The sequence below is a fragment of the Nonomuraea jabiensis genome (assembly GCF_014204795.1).
GTDB classification, from domain to species: domain Bacteria; phylum Actinomycetota; class Actinomycetes; order Streptosporangiales; family Streptosporangiaceae; genus Nonomuraea; species Nonomuraea jabiensis.
This window is the reverse complement of the sequence record NZ_JACHMB010000001.1, coordinates 5,246,697-5,264,667: the sequence shown is the minus strand read 5'-3', so window position 1 is coordinate 5,264,667 and position 17,971 is coordinate 5,246,697. Positions and strand designations below refer to the sequence as shown.

The following is a 17,971-nucleotide window of genomic DNA, read 5'->3' as shown; positions in this document are numbered from 1 at the left end:
GGCGGGCCGCTCGGCGGGTCAGAATCCGGCGGTGATGCGGGTGAACTCCCAGTTGGACTGGGAGATGCCGCTGCAGTTGGAGACCACGCCGCCGCCCGGGCAGGGGCGGTCACGGTTGACGGCCCAGTAGGCGAGCCTGGTCAGGCCGTGCGACTTGGCCCAGTCGCGGATCTGCGTCCACGTGGACGGGGAGGTCGTCTCCTGCTGGTCGGACAGACCGTTCATGCCCGAAATGCCCATGTGCGCGTACGCCTGGGCGTCGCTCCACCCGAACGCGCTCTTCAACGCGTTCTTCAGGCCCTCGGAGGCGTTGACCGTGTCCTGGTACATGTTCGAGCCGCCGAAGTCGAACGGCATGATCGTGTAGTTGTCGATCGGCACGCCGAGCGCCTTGGCCTGGTTGATGAGCCGCACGCCGGGCGCGGTGGGGCCGGTCTTGGAGGTGCCGAAGGTGACCACGGCCTTGACGTTCGGGTTGTTCTGCTTGATGATCTTGATCCCGTTCAGGATGCGGTCCTGGACGGTGTAGTTCTCGAACTCGTCGGTGTTCTCGATGTCGAAGTCCACGACGGCGGGGCCGACGGCGTTGATGACCTGCTGCACCGCGTTCGCGAACGCCTGCGGCGTGGAGCAGTTGGGGCCGAGCTTGTTGCCCTGCCAGCCGCCGAAGGAGATCTGGACGCTGCCGCCCTTCGACTTGATCGTGTTGATGGCCTGCTGGTCGGCGCCGCCGGTGAGCGGGCGGTTGCCGTCCCACGCCGGGCTGCAGCCGCCGCCGGACAGGATGAACGCCATCGTGAACGACTTGACGCCGGTCGCGTCCATCACGGTGCCGGGGTTCGGCGGGTCGCCCCAGCCCATGTAGAGGTAGGGGGCGCCGGGCATCTTGGTCCCGCCGCCGCCGGTGCAGCCGCTGGTGGTGGCGGTCGCGTCACGGCCGGCCGACTCGCCCGCCGAGTTGTACGCCTTCACCGTGTAGGTGTGCGTCGTGCACGTGCCGAGCCCGGAGACGGTCGCGCTGGTGCCGGTGACCTGGGCCTTCTGCGTCGAGCCCTCGTACACGCGGTAGCCGGTCACGGTGCCGGACGAGGCGCCCCAGCTCAGCGAGATGCTGGAGTTCGTCACGGACGTGCTGACCGAGCCGGGCTGGCCGGGCGCGCCGGGGTTGCCGCCGCCCGAGCCGACCTTCCAGAGGGCCGGCACGTTGGGCGGCTCCCAGCCGGGCTGCGAGGTGTGGGCCTGGATGCACACGTAGTCGACGCCGTTGTAGGTGACGACCGCGCCGATGGCGTACGAGGTCCACGGGGCCCAGGCGGCAGCCAGCTGCTGCACGGCCCCGTACGCGGCGGGGGCGGCGGTCGTGAATCCGGCGCCGGTCAGCGCGAGGGCGATCCCGGCGAGTAATGCGAGGAGTCTGCTGCGAAATTTCATGGCATTCCCTGGAGGTGGGGCTTGACGGTCTTGGAGAAGGACCAGTTGTTGCTGGCGTCCCAGTTGATGGACCAGGTCATCGCGCCCCTGATGTCGGGGTAGGCGCGCGGTGGCACGAAGGTCCCGCAGCTGGTGCGCTTGGCCAGGCAGTCGAGCGCCTGGTTGACGAGGGAGGGAGAGACGACGCCGCCGCCCGCCGCGCCCGGCCCGGCCGGCAGGCCCAGCGCCACCTGGTCGGGGCGCAGGCCGTTCTCGAGCTGGATGCAGGCGAGGGCGGTCATGAAGTTCACCGAGCCCTGCCCGTACGCCTGCGCCTGGTCGCAGCCGAGCATGGACCCGGAGTTGTAGTACTGCGTGTGGACGACCGTGAGGATGTCCTTGATGCTCAGGGCGAGCTTGAAGTACTCCGCCCCGGTCGACTGCATGTCGATGGTCTGCGGGGCCATCGTGATGATCAGCCCGGAGCCGGCCTTCGCACGCAGCGCCCGCAGCGCCTGGGCCATGTAGGTGGCGTTGAGGCCGTTCTCCAGGTCGATGTCCACGCCGTCGAAGCCGTAGGACTGCATCAGCGCGTACACCGAGTCGGCGAACCTGGTCGCGGCGGCGGCACTGGCCACCTGCACGCGCCCGGCCTCGCCACCCACGGACAGGATGACCTTCTTGCCCCGCTGGTGCAGGGCCTGCACGTCGGCCTTGAACTGGGCGTCGGTGTAGCCGCCGACCGCCGAGGCCAGCCCGGGGTCGATCCCGAAGGCGACCTCGCCCGCGGTGGCGGTGGCCTCGCCGAACGCGATGGCGATCAGGTCGTACTCGTTGGGCACGGCCGACAGCTTGAGCTCGGCCGCGGCGTTGGCGAAATTGTGCCAGTAGCCGGTGAGGAAGTGCTTGGGCAGCGTCCCGCCGCCCCCGGTGCAGCCGGTGGTGGTGGCGGTGACCGGGTCGCCGGCGTCCGACTCCCCGACCGAGTTGTACGCCTTGACGGTGTAGGTGTGGGTCTCGCAGGAGCCGAGCCCGCCGATCGTGGCCGAGGTGCCCGTGACCGTGGCCTTGACAGCGCTGCCCTCGTAGACGCGGTAGCCGGTCACCGCGCCCGAGGACGCCCCCCATGTGAGGGAGATGGCGCTGCCGGTCGCGGTGGCCGAGGCGGCGCCCGGCCGGCCCGGGGCCCCGGCCGTCGAGCCGCCGCACGAGGCCCCGTTCAGCGTGCAGCCGGTGATGCCGGGGAAGTTGCCGGGGCTGCCGTTGAAGCCGAAGCTCGCGCTGGCCCCGGGTGCGAGGGGGGAGGCCCAGCTCGGGTTGGTGAACGTGTAGTGCTGCCCGCTGCGGGACATGACCGCGTCCCACGCGGAGGGGATCGAGTAGCCGGCCGGGACGTCGAACTGGACGTTCCAGCCGTTCATGGCCGTGGTCGTGCCGTTGGTGACGGTGACCTTGCCCTCGAATCCGGAGCCCCAGTCGGAGACCTTGACGAAGGTCGCGGTGGCCGCGGAGGCGAGAGGGGCGGCCTGGGCCGGGAGGGCGTACAGGGTCAGTGCGAGGGTGGAGAGTGCCAGGAGGATCGCGCGAGGTCTCACGAGTTCTTCCTTCAGGGGTGGCGTGCCGTACGGCTTGCACCGGGGGGTGAGAGCGCAAGCCGTACGGCACGGGCAAGGAGGTGCTGACTCGGATCCGGTTACTTATAGGAAACTTTCCTAAGTATTTGGCGCGATCGTAGCCTTGACACCGGATGCTTACAAGACCCAAACAAGACTCCGCCGTACAAGACAGGAGATCTTGTACGGCGGAGCGGTGAGGCGGTCTACGGCTGCTGGGTGATCCTGACGTCGTCCACGCCCGCCTCCACCAGGGAGGCGCCCGACGCGTCGGCGGCGTCGATGAGGATGCGGACCGTCTGGCCCGCGAACGCGTTCAGGCTGGCCGTCGCGGTGGCCCAGGCGCCGTTGCGGTTGGCGGCGGCGCCCGCCTGGTTCAGGACCGTGGTGGTCGTGTTGCCGACCACGCGCACCCGGAAGTAGTCGGCGCTGGAGGCGTTCGAGCCGTGCGCCAGATACCACGAGAACGACAGGTTCAGCGCGCCCGTGGCCGGCAGCGTGATGGGCGGCGACTGGATCGAGGTGACGCCGCCGTCGATGTCCTGGTCACCGGCGGACGCGCCTGCCAGGCGGCCCGTGACCAGGTCGTTCGTGCCGCTGACCGTGGTGCCGAGCTGCTTGGCGCCGCTGGAGGTGGTCGCCTCGGGGTCGCCGCGCTCCCACTGGCCGCTGGTGGCGGTGTCGGTGCTCGACGGGTTGGCCGTCCAGCCCGTGGCGCTCTCGAAGGTGTCGGAGTAGACGGTCAGCGGCGGGTTGCCGGTGCCGCAGTACTGGGACTCCTTGCCGATGATCCGGTAGACGCAGTCGGAGTATTCGAGGAAGCGGAGCACGGCCTCCCTGTTGCGGGTGGTCTGCGGGACGATCTGCTCGTCCGGCGGGTAGAAGCCGGGGTTCGAGCCGGTCGGGTACATCTCGAACGTGAAGCTGAAGATCTTGTAGGCGCCCCACATCCAGTCGTCGATGGTCCCGTCCGTGATGTAGAGGTCGCTGGCCTGCTCGGGGGTGTAGCCGTTGGTGGAGGCCAGGTTCTGGCCGAGCGTGGCGTGCGCGTCCCGGTCGTCCTGGGTCAGGCCGGGCGCGGTGTCGCTGAGGGTGTAGCCGTAGGGCCACAGGACCAGCTCGCTGTAGGTGTGCCAGTCGAGGTTGGTCTTGATCTGCTGCACGCCGCCGACGACCCGGCTGCGCACCCAGTTGGCCGCCGCCTTGACCTCGGGGGCCGATTCGGCGCTCGCGCCCCGGTACGTCTCGCTGGACGTCGAGCCCGACGAGCCGCCGCAGCAGCCCCACTGGTAGGCCCAGTTGCGGTTCAGGTCGGTGCCGACGGCCGACGAGCCGGAGTTCGGCTGCCGGTTCTTGCGCCAGGAGCGGTAGGAGCCGGTGGCGATGTCGTACTCGCCGCCGTCCGGGTTGAGGTCCGGCATGATCCAGATCTCTCTGGTGTTGACCAGGTTGGTGATCCGGGCGTCCGTGCCGTAGTTGTCGGCCAGCAGGTGCATGATGTACAGCGCCATCTCGACCGTCAGGTGCTCGCGGGCGTGCTGGTGGGCGGTGAAGAGCACCTCGGGCTCGCTCTCGTCCGTGCCCACGTTGTCGCTGATCTTGATCAGGCGCAGGGCCCGGCCCTCGTACGAGGTGCCGAACGTGGTCTGGCTGACGATGTTCGGATGCGCCGCCACCAGGGCGTTGATGTCGGCGGTCATCTCCGCGAAGTTGTGGTAGCCGGAGTCCGCCGGCGGGAAGTCAAGCGTCCCGACGCCGGACGGGGGTGTCGGGCGGGGCACCTCCGCCACCCGGTAGCCGAGCCGCCTGATGGCGGAGACCTCGGCTTCCGTGGCCGTGACCAGGACCGAGTCCTTGGCCACCTCCTCGATGGCCGCGCCGGTGGCCGCGACGGCGCTGCGCTGCCGCGCGTCCACCGGGCCCTGCACGCGGTACTGCTTGTTGGGCGGGGGCTCCGCGGCGGCGCCCGCCCCTGTCATGCCGGTCAGGCTGATCAGGCTGAGGGCTGCCAGCAGGATGACTAATCGGTGTCGCACCTGTCCTCCTCGGGCGCTCGGGATCGGATGTGTCCGGCGCCTGACCCGAGATTGAAGACGTTGTCCCACGGAGGAAAGGCCCAAAGTTACGGACATGCACCATCCCCCTGACAGGTCGGTGCCAGGGGGATGCCAGCGGGCCCGGACACCCTCGGAGACATGAAGTACGCGATCGAAGCCGAGGGGCTCGTCAAGAGATACGGCGACAAGAGCGCGCTCGACGGCGTCGACCTGGCGGCGCGGACCGGCTCCGTGCTCGGCGTCCTGGGCCCGAACGGCGCGGGCAAGACCACGGCGGTCCGCGTCCTGGCCACCCTGGCCCGCCCCGACGCGGGCCGGGCCCTGGTCGGCGGGTACGACGTCACCCGCCAGGCCGCGAAGGTCCGCGAGCTGATCGGCCTGACCGGCCAGTACGCCTCGGTGGACGAGAAGCTGACCGGCACCCAGAACCTGCTGCTGGTGGGCCGCCTGCTCGGCCTGTCACGGCCGGCGGCCAGAGCCAGGGCCAAGGAGCTGCTGGCCCGCTTCGGCCTGGAGGAGGCGGCCGACCGCGCGGCGAGCGGCTACTCGGGCGGCATGCGCCGCCGCCTGGACCTGGCCGTCAGCCTGGTGAGCCGCCCGCGGATCCTGTTCCTCGACGAGCCGACCACCGGCCTGGACCCCCATGCCCGCGGCGAGCTGTGGGACGTGGTCAGGGAGCTGACCGCCGACGGCGTGACCGTGCTGCTGACCACCCAGTACCTGGAGGAGGCCGACCAGCTCGCCGACGACCTGCTGGTCATCGACCGGGGCCGGGTCGCGGCGTCCGGCACGCCCGCGGAGCTCAAGGCGCTGGCGGGCGGGCACCGGCTCGACGTACGGCCGCTGCGCGCCGCCGACCTGGAGAAGGCCGAGACCATCCTCGGCGCGAAGGCCGCCGACGGCGTGCTCAGCGTCCCGGTGCACGACCTCTCGGTGCCGCCCGCCCTGCTGCGGGACCTGGACGACGCGGGCATCGTGCTCGCCGAGCACGCCCTGCGCCTGCCCTCCCTCGACGACGTCTTCCTCACCCTGACCGGAGACCACCGATGACCACCGCGCTTTCCCAGGGCCTCACGCTGGCCTGGCGCAGCCTGATCCCCCTGAAGAACCATCCCGGCCAGCTCTTCGGACTGCTCTTCCAGCCCGTTTTCATGATCGTCATCTTCGTGTACCTGTTCGGCGGGGCGGCGGGCGGCGACCGGGCGGGCGCGGTGGCGTACATGCTGCCCGGCGTGCTCGTCCAGGTGGCGCTGATGTCGACGATCACCACCGGCATGAACCTGGCCACCGACATCGGCAACGGCGTGTTCGACCGGTTCAGGACCATGCCGATCGCCAGGTCCGCGCCGCTGGCGGGCCGCATCCTGGCGGACCTGCTCACGCTGCTGATCACCATCGTGATGTCCATGGTCGTCGGGTACGCCGTCGGCTTCCGCGTCACGACCGGCCCGCTGAGCGCGCTGGCCGGGCTCGGGCTGGTGCTGCTGCTGGCCATGGCGCTGAGCTGGGGCTCGGCCTGGATCGGGCTGGTGGCCAAGTCCGTCACGTCCATGCAGGGGATGGCGACGGCCGTGCTGCTGCCGCTCACGTTCGGCAGCAGTGCCTTCGTCCCCGCCACCGACATGCCCGGCTGGCTGAGCTGGTGGATGGGCGTCAACCCCGTCTCCCACCTGGCCGGGGCCCTGCGCGGGCTGCTGACCGGCGGCCCGCACGCCTCCGACGTGTGGATCACGCTCGGCTGGACCGCCGCCCTGCTCGCCCTCTTCGCCCCCCTTGCCCTCCGTGCTTACAACAGGAGAGTCCGATGATCGAGACCACTGAGACCATGACCACCCGGGACGGCGCCGAGCTGGTGGCGACGCTGTGGCGGCCGGCCGAGGGCGGGCGCTTCCCCGTGCTGCTGTCGCGCACCCCGTACGGCCGGGGCGCCCCGGGCCCCGGGTACCACCTCGACGTGCCCCGCCTGGTGGCGGCCGGGTACGCGGTGGCCATCCAGGACGTCCGCGGCACCGGCGCCTCGCAGGGCGAGTTCCGGTTCGTCAGCGGCGAGGCGGCCGACGGCTACGACGCGGTCCGGTGGGCGGCGACCGCACCCTGGTCCGACGGAAATGTCGGGATGTATGGGGACTCGTACCTGGCGATCACGCAGCTCCTCGCGGCCCAGGAGCGCCCCGAGGGCCTGAAGGCCATCGCGCCGCACGTCTCCCCCGCCGGCCTGTACGAGTGCGTCTACCAGCCCGGCGGCGTCCCCAACCTCAACATCATCCTCACCGTCAGCGCGATGGCGCTGGCCGTGGACGAGCTGGATCGCCGCATCGCGCTCGGCACGGCCACGGAGGAGGACAAGGGCCGGTACCTGGCGGCCATCGGCCTGCCTCACGGGATCGACGAGCGCCTGCGGGAGCTGGCGGAGCGGCTGCCGCTCAGCGACCAGCCGCTGCTGGCCGACCTGGTGCCCTTCTACTCGGCGTGGATGGAAACCCCCGACCCCCTCGACCCGCTCTGGCGGGGCGGGGCCGTCCGGCACGCCGACATCGAGGTGCCCGCGCTGGTCAGCACCGGCTGGTACGACTACTTCCGCGACGGCTCCATCGAGCACTACGAGCGGCTGGGCGGCCAGTCCCGGCTGATCGTGGGCCCGTGGACGCACTTCACGCACGAGCGCGACATCTGCGGGCGCGACTACGGCGACCAGGCGAGCCAGGAGGCCATCGACTGGACCGGGGTGCACCTCGACTGGTTCGGCCACTGGCTGCGCGGGGCGCCCCTGCGCGACCGGGCGAAGGTGAAGATCTTCGTGATGGGCGACGACGCGTGGCGAGAGGAGGACGGCTGGCCCATCCGGCGGGCCAGGCCCGTGCCGTACCACCTGGGCTTCGACGGCGGGCTCAGCACGACACCCGGTGAGGGCGGGACGGCGGAGTTCGTCAGCGACCCCGGCGACCCGGTGCCGACGCTCGGCGGGGCGGTCATGACGTTCGAGGCGTTCGGCCCGCTCGACCAGCGGCCGCTCGACGGGCGCGGCGACGTCCTGCGCCACCACACGGCGCCCCTCACCGAGCGGGTGGAGGTGAGCGGCCCGGTCGAACTCGTCGCGCGGGTCTCCTCGACCGCCGCGAGCGCCGACGTGACGGCCAAGCTCATCGACGTCCACCCCGACGGGCGGGCCGAGCTGCTGACCGACGGCGTCGCCAGGCTGACGGGCCTGGCGCCCGGAGAGGTGCGCGAGGTGACGGTACGGCTGGGCGCGATCTCGAACGCCTTCCTGCCCGGGCACCGGATCAGGATCGACGTGGCGGGCTCGAACTTCCCCCGGTTCGGGCGCAATCTCGACAAGGGCACCACCACGCTGCACGGCCCCTCCTACGTCGTGCTGCCGACCATCCCGTAGACCTCCTGCCTGGACATGGCCGCGCCCTTGGCGAAGCACTCGTCGTAGTGCTCGTCACCGAGCGCGGCCCTGGCCGTCCGCGCGCCCTCCATGGTGTCGGGCGAGAGGTCGCGCGGCTCGATCGCCGCCGACGCCCCGAACAGCACGGCCGCCCGCTCCTGGTCGCCCTCGACCTGCGCGGCCAGCGCGAACCCGGCCAGCACCTGCGACAGCAGCGGCCGGTCCGGGCTGGTCGTGCCGAGCACCTCGAGGGCCAGGCGGTGCTGTTCGAGCCCGGCGTCCAGGTCTCCGCTGCGCGCCAGCGCCCGGCCGTACGCGGTCCTGAGCCAGGCGGCCAGCTGCGCCATCGGCGGGACCTCGGCGAGCACGGGGAACAGCCCACGGTAGATCTCCAGTCCCCGGTCCAGGTCGCCGAGATGGCAGGCGTGCGCGGCCTCGGCCAGGCCGAGCAGCAGCCGCGTGTACGCCGTCGTCTCCCCGTCGATGCTGGCCCTGGCCCTGTCCAGGTCCTCGCGGGCGCCGTCCAGGTCGCCGGTCCGCAGCCGCAGCTCGGCCAGCCTGAGCAGCGTCGAGATCGCCTCGTCCGACCCGACCCAACGGCTGGTCAGCGACCAGGTCTCGGCGATCAGGTCGTCCGCCGGCGCGCCCCTGGCGGCCCGCACCTCGGCCAGCCCCAGCAGCGCCTCGCTCAGCCCCCACCGGTCCCCGAGCCGCCTGAACCCGGCCACCGACCGCTCCAGCCGCTCCTCGCTGCGCATCCGGCCGCCGACCATGAGGGCGGAGCTGGACAACCAGAGATCGTCGCTTTCGATGTACTCCTCGATCAGCTCGGCGGCGCGGTCGTCGTCCCCCGCGGCGGCGGCCATGACGGCCCGGCTGAGCCTGATCATCGGATGCAGCGACCCCTCCTGCTCGGCCCGCTCGATCAGCCGGTCCATCAGCTGCGACAGCGCCATCATGGCGGGCCGGTCGTTGACGATCGTGCCGAACTTGTCCACGCCGTACGCGAACATGCACGCCGTGTACGCCTCGGCCAGCCCGGGGGGCGGATCGTCACCCACCAGCTCCATCACCTGCGTGGCCCAGGTCGCGCTCTCCTTCCGGTAGCCGGTCATCCACCAGTACCAGTTCAGCGCCGCGCACAGCCGCAGCGCCGACCCGGCGTCCCGCTCGTCGATGACGTACCGCAGCGCCGCGGCGAAGTCGTCGCGCTCGCGGGACAGCCGCTCGATCCAGGCGATCTGCCCGGCCGTCCGCAGCTCGGGCACCGCCCGTTCGGCCAGCTCCAGCAGGTACGCCGCGTGCCGCCGCCGGTACTCGCCGACCTCGCCCGCCTCCGCCAGCCGTTCGAGCGCGTAGGCGCGGATGGTCTCCAGCATCGAGTAGCGGCCCTCGGCCGAGACCTGCACCAGCGACTTGTCGGCCAGCGCGCCCAGCACGTCCGCCGCTCCCCCGCAGACCGCCTCGACGGCCTCCAGCGTCGCGCCGCCCGCGAACACGCCCAGCCGCCTGGCCAGCACCCGCTCCTGCTCGCCCAGCAGCTCCCAGCTCCACTCCACGACCGCTCTGAGCGTCTGCTGGCGCGGCAGCGCGGTCCTGCTGCCGCCGGTGAGCAGCTTGAACCGGTCGTCGATGCGGTCGGCGAGCTGCCTCGGCGTCATGGTGCGCAGCCGGGCCGCGGCCAGCTCGATGGCCAGCGGCATGCCGTCCAGCCTGCGGCAGAGCGCCACCACCGAGGCCACGTTCGCCCCGTCGACGGCGAACCCCGGCCGCGCGGCCCCGGCCCGGTCGAGCAGCAGCCGGACCGACGGGTACGCCCCCGCCTGCTCGGCGCTCGCCCCGACGGGCGGCGGCTCCAGCGGCGGGACGGGGGCCAGGTGCTCGCCCGGCACGTTGAGCGGCTCCCTGCTGGTGGCCAGCACCCTCAGCTCCTGGCACTCCGTCAGCAGCCGCTCGGCCAGCGCGGCGGCGGCGTCGACGAGGTGCTCGCAGTTGTCCAGGACGAGCAGCGCGGGGCGGCCCGCGAGGGCCTCGGCCAGCTGCTCCACCGGGCCGCTCCCGCCGGTGGGCAGGCGGTACGGCGGGCGGTCGTCACGCAGGCCGAGCGCGTCGAGCACGGCGCCGGGGACGTCGGCCGGGTCGCTGACCGGGGCCAGCTCGACCATCCAGACCGCCTCGGCCGCCCGGAGCGCCACCTCCGTGGCCAGCCTGGTCTTGCCCGCGCCGCCGGGGCCGACGAGCGTGACGATCCTGGCCCGGCCGAGGAGGGTGGCCAGCTGGTCCAGCTCGGCCTCACGGCCGATGAAGCTGGTCCGCGGGGTCCGTACGTTGCCCCGCTGCCTGGCCTGGACCATCGGGGGCGCGGGGCGTACCGGGACGTCTCCCGACAGGACGGCCAGATGGGCGGCGCGCAGCTCGGGCCCGGGATCGACGCCGAGCTCGTCGGCGAGCGTGCGGCGGGTGCGCTCGAACAGCTCCAGCGCCTCCGCCTGCCGCCCCTGCGCGGCCAGGGCCCGCATGGCCAGCGCGCCCAGCCGCTCGCGCAGCGGGTGGGCGGCGACCTCCGAGGTCAGATCGACCGGCGCGCCCGCCGCCAGCCGGGCCTCGGCACGGGCCTCCACGGCGGAGAGCCGGTCCTGCTCCAGGGCGGCGGCCGCGTTCGCCAGGAGCGGCACGGCGGTCAGGTCGGCCAGCGCCGGTCCCCGCCAGAGCTCCAGGCCCTCTCCTTTCGCGGCTGTCCGCCTGAACCGCAGGGCGTCCACGTCGTCCGGGGCCACGGCCAGCGCGTAACCGCCCGGCCTGCTCTCCAGCACCTCGTACGGGCGCAGCGCCGCCCGTAGCCGCCTGACCAGCGTCTGGAGGGCGTTGGCGGCGTTGGCGGGCGGGTCGTCCGGCCAGAGGGCGTCGATCAGCCGCTCGGCCGTGACGGTACGGCCGGCTTCGAGCGCCAGCACGGCCAGGAGCGCCCGCAGCCGGAAGCCACTGACCGCGATCGGTCCCCCGTCGCCCTCGACCTCCAGCGGCCCGAGAATGCAAATCCGCACATGTCACATCCTGCCCTGCCCCCCACTGCCCCGCGCCCGCCCACCGCCCAGCCGTCGGCGGTGGGCGGGCGCGGCACCTCATGGGCCCGGAAACGGGTGCGGGGTCAGAAGTCGTCAGGGGTGCGGATGCGGTCGCGGACCCAGACGCCGGCCGGCTTGAGGCGGGAGGTGCCGGCGAAGGGACCGTTCGGGCAGGTGCCCTCGGTGAAGACGGCGCCCGAGCGGAAGTCGTCCGAGTAGTTCCAGTTCACCCAGCTGATCTTCTTCTGGGCCAGCAGGTCGAGGTACTGCTGCGACCGCGTGAAGTTGTTCGATCCGTCCCCGGAGGCCGTCTGGGTGCCGAACTCCGTGACGAAGATCGGGATCCGGTCGGCGGCCCTGGACAGGGTGTTGAGGTAGTCGCTGCCATGAGAGGCCGCGTAGAAGTGGAACGTGTACATGATGTTGGTGGCGTTGACCGGGTTGTTGACGATCTCGGACTCGGTCGCCCCGTCGGAGACGCCCAGTGACGACCAGGCGCGGGTGCCCACCAGGATCGGGGTCTCCGGGTCGTACTGCCTGATCACCGGGATGAGCTGGTTGGCGTAGTTCCTGATGGTGGACCAGGAGACGCCGTTGGGCTCGTTGGCGATCTCGTACAGCAGGTTGTTCTTGCCGTTGTGCCGCTGGGCGATCTCGGTGAAGAACGTCTTGGCCCGCGACAGGTTGTAGTTGGGGTCGCCCGGGTCGAGCATGTGCCAGTCGACGATGGCGTACATACCGCGGGCGGTGGCCTGCTCGATCAGGTTGTGCACCCGGTCGGTGAACAGCCGGGGGTTGGTCTCGTACCCGTCCTCCTGGATGTACATGGAGATGCGCAGGACGTCGGCCTTCCAGTCGTTGGCCAGCGCGTCCAGGGAGGCGGTGTTGAGGCACTGGGAGTACCACTGCAGGCCGTGGCTGCTCATGCCGCGCAGCTGGATCTGCTTGCCGTTCTGGTTGCAGAGCCTGACCCCGCACACCTGCAGTTGCCCGTTGGCCTGGACCGGCGTGCCGGTGCTGGAGGGCGTGCCGAGGACCAGACGGTCGAGGTTCGGGCCGCCGTTGGCGGTGGTGGCGGTGGCGCGGACGGTGTTGGTCCCGGCGTTGAGGGTGGTGGTGATCGTGGACTCCTGCCAGGTGGTCCAGGCGCCGGTGCCGGGGAAGTCCCTGGTGGTGGCGGTGCCGTTCACGGCGAGGGCCATCGGGCGGTTCGTGGTGGTGCCGTTGGCGTACCTCAGGGTGAGGGTGGCGGGGCCGGCGGTGGCGGCGTCGACGGCGAACTCGACGTACGAGCCGGTGGTGTTGTCGTAGTTGACGAACCCGGTGCCGCTGTAGCCGGCGTGGTTCGACTCGACGACGCCCTGGGAGACGGTGGCGTTCTCGGCCTCGTACGTGGTCGCGGCCTGGGCTGGGGCTGCTTGCAAGGAGGCGGCGACGATCGCGCCGATGGCGGCGAGCCGCACGGATCGATGCATGGGGGTGAGCTCCTCACTCGTTCATTAGGAAACCTTACTAACGAGTATGGGGAGCGTAGATCGGACCTCCACCGGAGGACAAGACCCAAATTGACGCGGGCAGTCAAAGGGCGCGGTCCACGCGGCCACCCCTAGCCGCGCGAACCGCGCCCATCTCGAACGGCGAACCCACCGGACAGCAGCGCCGCCAGCCCCAGCGCGTCGGGGAGCCCACCTGCATTCCATAGTAAACAAATAGGTATTGGCGGTAAAGCCCGGCCGCCCGCCGACCAGGAGGGCGCGCTCGGCCACGTGGGCATGGGCGGCTCGCAGGCATACGGCGGGATTTGGTAGGCACCAGGCGAGATATCGTGATGTGCGGTTGGTCCTCCCCCTGGAGTGAGACGCATGTTCTTCGGCATCACTGATTTCTGGGCCTACGTCGTCGGCGCCTTCCTGATCATTCTGCTGCCCGGCCCGAACTCCCTCTACGTCCTCAGCTTCGCCGCCCAGAACGGCGTCCGCCAGGGCTACCGGGCCGCGGCGGGCGTCTTCATCGGCGACACCGTGCTGATGTTCCTGGCCGCCGCCGGCGCCGCCTCCCTGCTCCGCTCCAACCCGCTGCTCTTCACGATCGTCAAGTACGCGGGCGCCGGCTACCTGGCGTGGATGGGCTTCCAGATGATCAGGGGCGCCTGGCGATCGAGGAAGGGGACCAAGGAGGAGAAGCCGCAGGCCAGGATGGAGCGCCAGCCGCGCCCGTTCCGCCGGGCCCTGCTGATCAGCCTGCTGAACCCGAAGGCCATCCTCTTCTTCATCTCGTTCTTCATCACGTTCGTCGACCCGGGCTACGCGACCCCCGCGCTGTCGTTCCTCATCCTGGGCGCGATCATCCAGGTCTTCAGCTTCCTCTACCTGACGGCCCTGATCTTCGGCGGAACCTTCCTGGCCAACCAGTTCCGCCGGCACAGGAAGCTCAGCGCCGGTCTGACCTCCGGAGTCGGCGTCCTGTTCCTCGGATTCGGCGCGAAGCTCGCCACCTCGTCACTCAGTTGAAAGCCTGCCGTAAGACCTCGCTGTTTCCGTGGAATCAGATGGAACGCGTCAAAAGAGGCAGTCGCATCACCTCTCCTCGGGTACGGTAAGCCACCGGCGTGCTTCCCGGGACGCGGGTGATGCCGTGCTGGTAACGGCGAGCGGTCCATCTGGCAAGCCTTGGCCCCCGAAGCCCGGGTAGACGCTGATCGTCGGCCTATCTGCGGAGCAGCCTTGAACCATCCCCCGGTCCACCTTCCACGCCTGACCGCACTCGCCCGGCAGGCGGCCCCCCGCCTGCTCGAAGGCGTCGTGGCGCCGCTGGCGGTGTTCTACCTGGCCATGATGGTCCTCGGGTTCAAGGGGGCGCTCATCGCCACCGTCGCCTGGGTCTACATCGGGGTGGCGTGGCGGCTCATCAGGCGGGTCAAGGTGCCCGCCACCATGTTCCTGGCCGCGTTCGCGATCACGGTCCGCGCCCTCGTGGCGTTCTGGACCGGCACGTGGATGTGGTTCTTCATCCAGCCGGAGATGGGCACGATCTGCATCAGCATCGCGTTCCTCGCCTCCGTCCGGCTCAACAGGCCGCTCGTGCAGAAGCTCACGCTCGACTACATCCATCTGCCGTCGGCGGTGCTCAGGCACGAGCGGGTCCGCAGGTTCTTCGCCAGGATCACGCTGCTGTGGGCGTTCGTGCTGCTCATGAACTCGACGCTCAGCATCGCCCTGGCCGTCCACGAGTACGTGGCCGGCTCGCTCGGCGGGTTCATGGTGCTGCGGACGTCAGCGGTGGCCGTGATCAGCGGGCTGGCGATCGCGTTCTCCATCTTCGCCTTCAAGCGGGTGCTCCACCGGCTGAACGTCGCCCACACCTGACCGTTCGGCCAGCAGGAACGCCCCGCACATCCCCATGACCAGCCCCGCCAGCATGCCGAACAGCTCGGCCAGCTCCGCCCCCGGCGCGCCGAGCGGCGCCCGTACGGACGCGATGATCATCGCGTAGAGCCCGCCGCTGAACAGCGAGCCGGAGCCGAGCCAGGCCGCCACCAGCGGCGCCCAGAACGGGCCGCGCCCGCGCCGCCGGACCACCAGCACGAGCGCGACGGCACCGGCGACGGCCAGCAGACCCTCGACGCGGTCCTGCAGGCCCCCGGCGAGCTTGACCGCGCCGATCGGCCCGGCCACCAGCAGGGCGCCCCAGGCCACGACCGTCTGGAACGACCGGGTCGGGGAGGCGAAGGCGTGATCGATCCGGGTGGTGAAGACGCCCGGCCACCGGTCGCGCGAGTAGAGCACGAAGGCCGTCATCAGGCCTGCGCCCTGCACGACGAACCCGCCGTAGACCATCATGTAGATCCACGGCGCGATGGGCCCGCCGGTCTCGAAGACCGCCGGCCCCCCGGTCAGCACCATGATCGGCGCCGTGACGACCACCACCGCCAGCAGGCCGGTGCCCACCCAGAGCGGCAGGAGCACGAGCCAGGCCGGCAGCCGCCGTCCCCACCGCATGGTGAACGCCAGCGCCAGCACCAGCCCGACGGCTTCCATGCCGAACGTCATCGTGTTGAGCCCGATCATCGCCGGGTCGGTCATGAAGGCCGGATCGGCGACCCCGACCGGGTGTCCCGTCAGCCAGAGCGTCTTCAGCGTGAGGTACGGCAGCATCGCGGCGATCGCCACGATCGCGGCGGTGACGCGGCCCATCCCCGGTCTGCGTTCAGTCATGCTCCGAGCGTCGCCCGGCGGGCCGTCGATTCCCTCCCGAGCCGCGGGGATCCCGCTCCCCCGCGCGGGGGATACTCACGTCCAGCTCGAAGCCGTCGCCGACCGGGCCGGCGGTCAAGGTGCCCCCGGCCAGCCGGACGCGCTCGCGCAGGCCCGCCAGGCCCAGCCCGCCGGGCAGCGCGAGGGGCCGGGCGCGCGGCCGGCCGCTGCGCACGGTGACCCGCTCCGGCGAGACCCGTACCCCGACCGGGGCGCCGGGGGCGTGCTTGGCGGCGTTCGTGAGCCCTTCCTGGACCACCGCGTGCGCCAGGTCGGGCACCGGCCCCGGCGCCACGTCCAGGGTGATCGGCATGCCGGAGTCCCTGGCCCGCCGCACCAGCTCGGTCACGTCCTCGTTCACGGGTGACAGCGGCGCCGCGTCGGAGTCCTCGCGCAGCAGCCCGATGATCTGGCGCAGCCGGTCCGTGGCGTCGGCCGCCGCCAGCCGCAGCTCCCCCGCCGCCCTGACCTGCGGCTCGTCCAGCCCTGGGGCCATCTCCAGCCCGGCCGCCCGCACCGCGATCAGGGCCAGGTCGTGGCCGAGTGAGTCGTGCATCTGCCGCGCGATCCTGGCCCGCTCGCGCAGCCGCGCCTGCGCCTCGGCCGCCAGCCGCGCCTGCGTGCGCCCCTGCAGCAGCCTGCGCCTGAGCAACCCCAGCAGGTACGGCACCACGTACGTGCCCAGCAGCGCGGTCACCATGGACACCCACAGGGCGAGATCGCCGCCCTTGGCCAGCACCACGCCCACGCCGACGGCCGAGATCAGGCAGAACGCCAGCGGCGCGGGCCAGAGCAGGGCCAGGCGCCGCCCGGTGAGGTAGGCGTACCACATGATGAACGGCGAGCTGGCCAGCAGCGGCAGGATCTTCACGTTGCGCCTGGGCAGCAGCCAGCTCAGGTCCACGGTCGCGAACCCCTCGCTGAACTGCCACGGCCCCAGCGGCAGCAGCAGCACCAGCGCGGCCAGCGGCCAGCGGCGGCCCACCAGCACCGCGACCGTGGCCAGCCCGATCCTGGGCAGGCTCACCATGGCGAAGGCGGCCGGATCCACGAGCGGGTCGGGGCCCATGGCCGTCACGAAGATGCCGAGCACGGCCCAGAGCAGCAGGTCGTAGACCACCTGGCGGCGGCTCTCCCGGCGAAGAAGTCTCACCGCACCGACGGTAGCCGCCTCCCGCGCCCGCGGCTGCCGCCGGAAGTCAGCCGGCGACCCTGACGAAAGTCAGGGTAGGGCGGCGCCCCCTGTCGCGGTAGAGCTAGCCCCACCCCGAAAGCACATACCTCCACTCCTGTTTCAGCCTGCGGAAACCGGTTTGATCGATGGTGTCACCCGGAGGTCGGAACCGGGCCCCCGACGAAAGTAGGGGGCTGTGCGTGCCGATCGTCCGATGTGCCGTGACCTGCGGAGTTTCTACCTTCATGGGGTACCGGCCCTGATCCGCATAAGGGATGGGTCCGCGTCCGACCCGGGGCATCCCCGATGTCCCCGGCCGTGCCACGCAGCCACGCTGTGTGGGTGCCCTAACGATCGGAGTGAACACTCATGTCGCACGCCATTCTCGACCTGGTCCAGCAGGTGATGACCTCACCTTGGTTATACGCGGCGCTGTTCGGGCTCGCGCTGCTCGACGGGTTCTTCCCGATCGTGCCGGCCGAGACGTCAGTGATCACCGCCGCGGTGTTCGCCGCCTCCGGCGAGACGAACCTGGCCCTGGTCATCGTGGCGGCCGCCCTGGGCGCCTTCGCCGGTGACCACATCTCCTACCTGATCGGCAACAGGTCGGCAGGCAGGCTGCGGGAGAAGAAGGCGTTCGTCTGGGCGCGCGACACGCTGGCCGAGCGGGGCGGCCTCGTCCTCGTGGTGGCCAGGTACATCCCCGGCGGGCGCACCGCGACCACGCTGACCATGGGCGCCGTACGGCATCCGCTGCGCTCGTTCACGTTCTTCGACGCGATCGCGGCGAGCTCGTGGGCGGTGTACTCGGGGCTGATCGGCTTCTTCGGCGGCATGGCCTTCGAGAACGACCCGATCAAGGGCCTGCTCCTCGGCCTGGGCATCGCGGTGTCCATCACCGGGCTCGTCGAGCTCGTGAGATGGCTCAGGAAGCGACGCGCCATCCAGGCTTCCCCCGAACGACTTCCCGCGGACACGTCCGTTTGACCCTGTCTGGCAACCATCCGT

13 protein-coding genes are annotated in these 17,971 nt (G+C 71.2%); 6 read left to right on the top strand and 7 right to left on the bottom strand.

The genetic code is table 11. The annotated features are described in order from the left end of the window. Window positions 1-18: 18 nt before the first annotated feature. The 3 genes from HD596_RS24320 to HD596_RS24310 form a co-directional block, all read right to left on the bottom strand. A complete protein-coding gene (locus HD596_RS24320; RefSeq protein WP_185071634.1) occupies window positions 19-1,431 on the bottom strand; it encodes a carbohydrate-binding protein in 1,413 nt (470 codons plus the stop codon). Continuing rightward, window positions 1,428-3,005 carry a chitinase gene (locus HD596_RS24315; RefSeq protein ID WP_185071633.1) on the bottom strand — a complete coding sequence of 526 codons (1,578 nt, stop codon included), beginning with the start codon at window positions 3,003-3,005 and terminating at the stop codon, window positions 1,428-1,430. The genes HD596_RS24320 and HD596_RS24315 overlap by 4 nt, the downstream gene beginning before the upstream one ends. 224 nt (window positions 3,006-3,229) lie before the next feature. Further along, a complete protein-coding gene (locus tag HD596_RS24310) occupies window positions 3,230-5,059 on the bottom strand; it encodes a M14 family metallopeptidase (RefSeq protein ID WP_313044669.1) in 1,830 nt (609 codons plus the stop codon). A gap of 159 nt (window positions 5,060-5,218) precedes the next feature. Here HD596_RS24310 and HD596_RS24305 point away from each other — a divergent pair, with 159 nt between their 5' ends. From HD596_RS24305 to HD596_RS24295, 3 genes are read left to right on the top strand one after another with little or no spacing between them, the layout of a single operon-like run. Continuing rightward, window positions 5,219-6,130, top strand: coding sequence for an ATP-binding cassette domain-containing protein (locus HD596_RS24305; protein WP_185071632.1), 912 nt, complete (start codon window positions 5,219-5,221; stop codon window positions 6,128-6,130). Further along, complete coding sequence (locus tag HD596_RS24300) at window positions 6,127-6,888, top strand: ABC transporter permease (RefSeq protein ID WP_185071631.1); 762 nt, start codon at window positions 6,127-6,129, stop codon at window positions 6,886-6,888. Before HD596_RS24305 ends, HD596_RS24300 begins: the two co-directional genes overlap by 4 nt. After that, window positions 6,885-8,471, top strand: a complete 1,587-nt coding sequence (locus tag HD596_RS24295; protein ID WP_185071630.1) for a CocE/NonD family hydrolase — start codon at window positions 6,885-6,887, stop codon at window positions 8,469-8,471. Before HD596_RS24300 ends, HD596_RS24295 begins: the two co-directional genes overlap by 4 nt. Here HD596_RS24295 and HD596_RS24290 read toward each other — a convergent pair. Together HD596_RS24290 and HD596_RS24285 are read right to left on the bottom strand one after the other, a co-directional pair. Beyond that, window positions 8,444-11,515: an AfsR/SARP family transcriptional regulator gene (locus HD596_RS24290; protein WP_185071629.1), complete on the bottom strand. Its 3,072-nt coding sequence runs from the start codon at window positions 11,513-11,515 to the stop codon at window positions 8,444-8,446. The genes HD596_RS24295 and HD596_RS24290 overlap by 28 nt on opposite strands. Window positions 11,516-11,619: 104 nt before the next feature. Continuing rightward, window positions 11,620-13,011 (bottom strand): cellulase family glycosylhydrolase, encoded by a 1,392-nt coding sequence (locus HD596_RS24285; protein ID WP_185071628.1) that lies wholly within the window; start codon window positions 13,009-13,011, stop codon window positions 11,620-11,622. Between the two features lie 387 nt (window positions 13,012-13,398). Here HD596_RS24285 and leuE point away from each other — a divergent pair, with 387 nt between their 5' ends. Together leuE and HD596_RS24275 are read left to right on the top strand one after the other, a co-directional pair. Further along, entirely contained in the window at window positions 13,399-14,046 is a 648-nt protein-coding gene (leuE, locus tag HD596_RS24280) for a leucine efflux protein LeuE (RefSeq protein ID WP_185071627.1), read from the top strand. A 213-nt stretch (window positions 14,047-14,259) separates the two neighbouring features. Then, complete coding sequence (locus tag HD596_RS24275; protein WP_185071626.1) at window positions 14,260-14,901, top strand: VC0807 family protein; 642 nt, start codon at window positions 14,260-14,262, stop codon at window positions 14,899-14,901. Here HD596_RS24275 and HD596_RS24270 read toward each other — a convergent pair. Together HD596_RS24270 and HD596_RS64875 are read right to left on the bottom strand one after the other, a co-directional pair. Beyond that, the gene (locus HD596_RS24270; RefSeq protein WP_185071625.1) at window positions 14,809-15,750 is read right to left on the bottom strand and encodes a hypothetical protein; all 942 of its coding nucleotides are present in this window, start codon (window positions 15,748-15,750) and stop codon (window positions 14,809-14,811) included. The genes HD596_RS24275 and HD596_RS24270 overlap by 93 nt on opposite strands. Beyond that, window positions 15,743-16,942, bottom strand: coding sequence for a sensor histidine kinase (locus HD596_RS64875; RefSeq protein ID WP_221519489.1), 1,200 nt, complete (start codon window positions 16,940-16,942; stop codon window positions 15,743-15,745). The genes HD596_RS24270 and HD596_RS64875 overlap by 8 nt, the downstream gene beginning before the upstream one ends. A gap of 390 nt (window positions 16,943-17,332) precedes the next feature. Between HD596_RS64875 and HD596_RS24260 the strand changes: the two genes are divergently transcribed. Then, on the top strand, window positions 17,333-17,950 hold the full coding sequence (locus HD596_RS24260; RefSeq protein WP_185071624.1) for a DedA family protein: 618 nt from the start codon (window positions 17,333-17,335) through the stop codon (window positions 17,948-17,950). Window positions 17,951-17,971 lie beyond the last annotated feature (21 nt).

Excerpts from the sequence above, each read along its gene's own strand:
- HD596_RS24320 (WP_185071634.1), bottom strand. The coding sequence starts at position 1,431 with ATGAAATTTCGCAGCAGACTCCTCGCATTACTCGCCGGGATCGCCCTC.
- leuE (WP_185071627.1), top strand. The coding sequence starts at position 13,399 with ATGTTCTTCGGCATCACTGATTTCTGGGCCTACGTCGTCGGCGCCTTC.
- HD596_RS24300 (WP_185071631.1), top strand. The coding sequence starts at position 6,127 with ATGACCACCGCGCTTTCCCAGGGCCTCACGCTGGCCTGGCGCAGCCTG.
- HD596_RS24305 (WP_185071632.1), top strand. The coding sequence starts at position 5,219 with ATGAAGTACGCGATCGAAGCCGAGGGGCTCGTCAAGAGATACGGCGAC.
- HD596_RS24270 (WP_185071625.1), bottom strand. The coding sequence starts at position 15,750 with ATGACTGAACGCAGACCGGGGATGGGCCGCGTCACCGCCGCGATCGTG.
- HD596_RS24260 (WP_185071624.1), top strand. The coding sequence starts at position 17,333 with ATGTCGCACGCCATTCTCGACCTGGTCCAGCAGGTGATGACCTCACCT.
- HD596_RS24295 (WP_185071630.1), top strand. The coding sequence starts at position 6,885 with ATGATCGAGACCACTGAGACCATGACCACCCGGGACGGCGCCGAGCTG.
- HD596_RS24285 (WP_185071628.1), bottom strand. The coding sequence starts at position 13,011 with ATGCATCGATCCGTGCGGCTCGCCGCCATCGGCGCGATCGTCGCCGCC.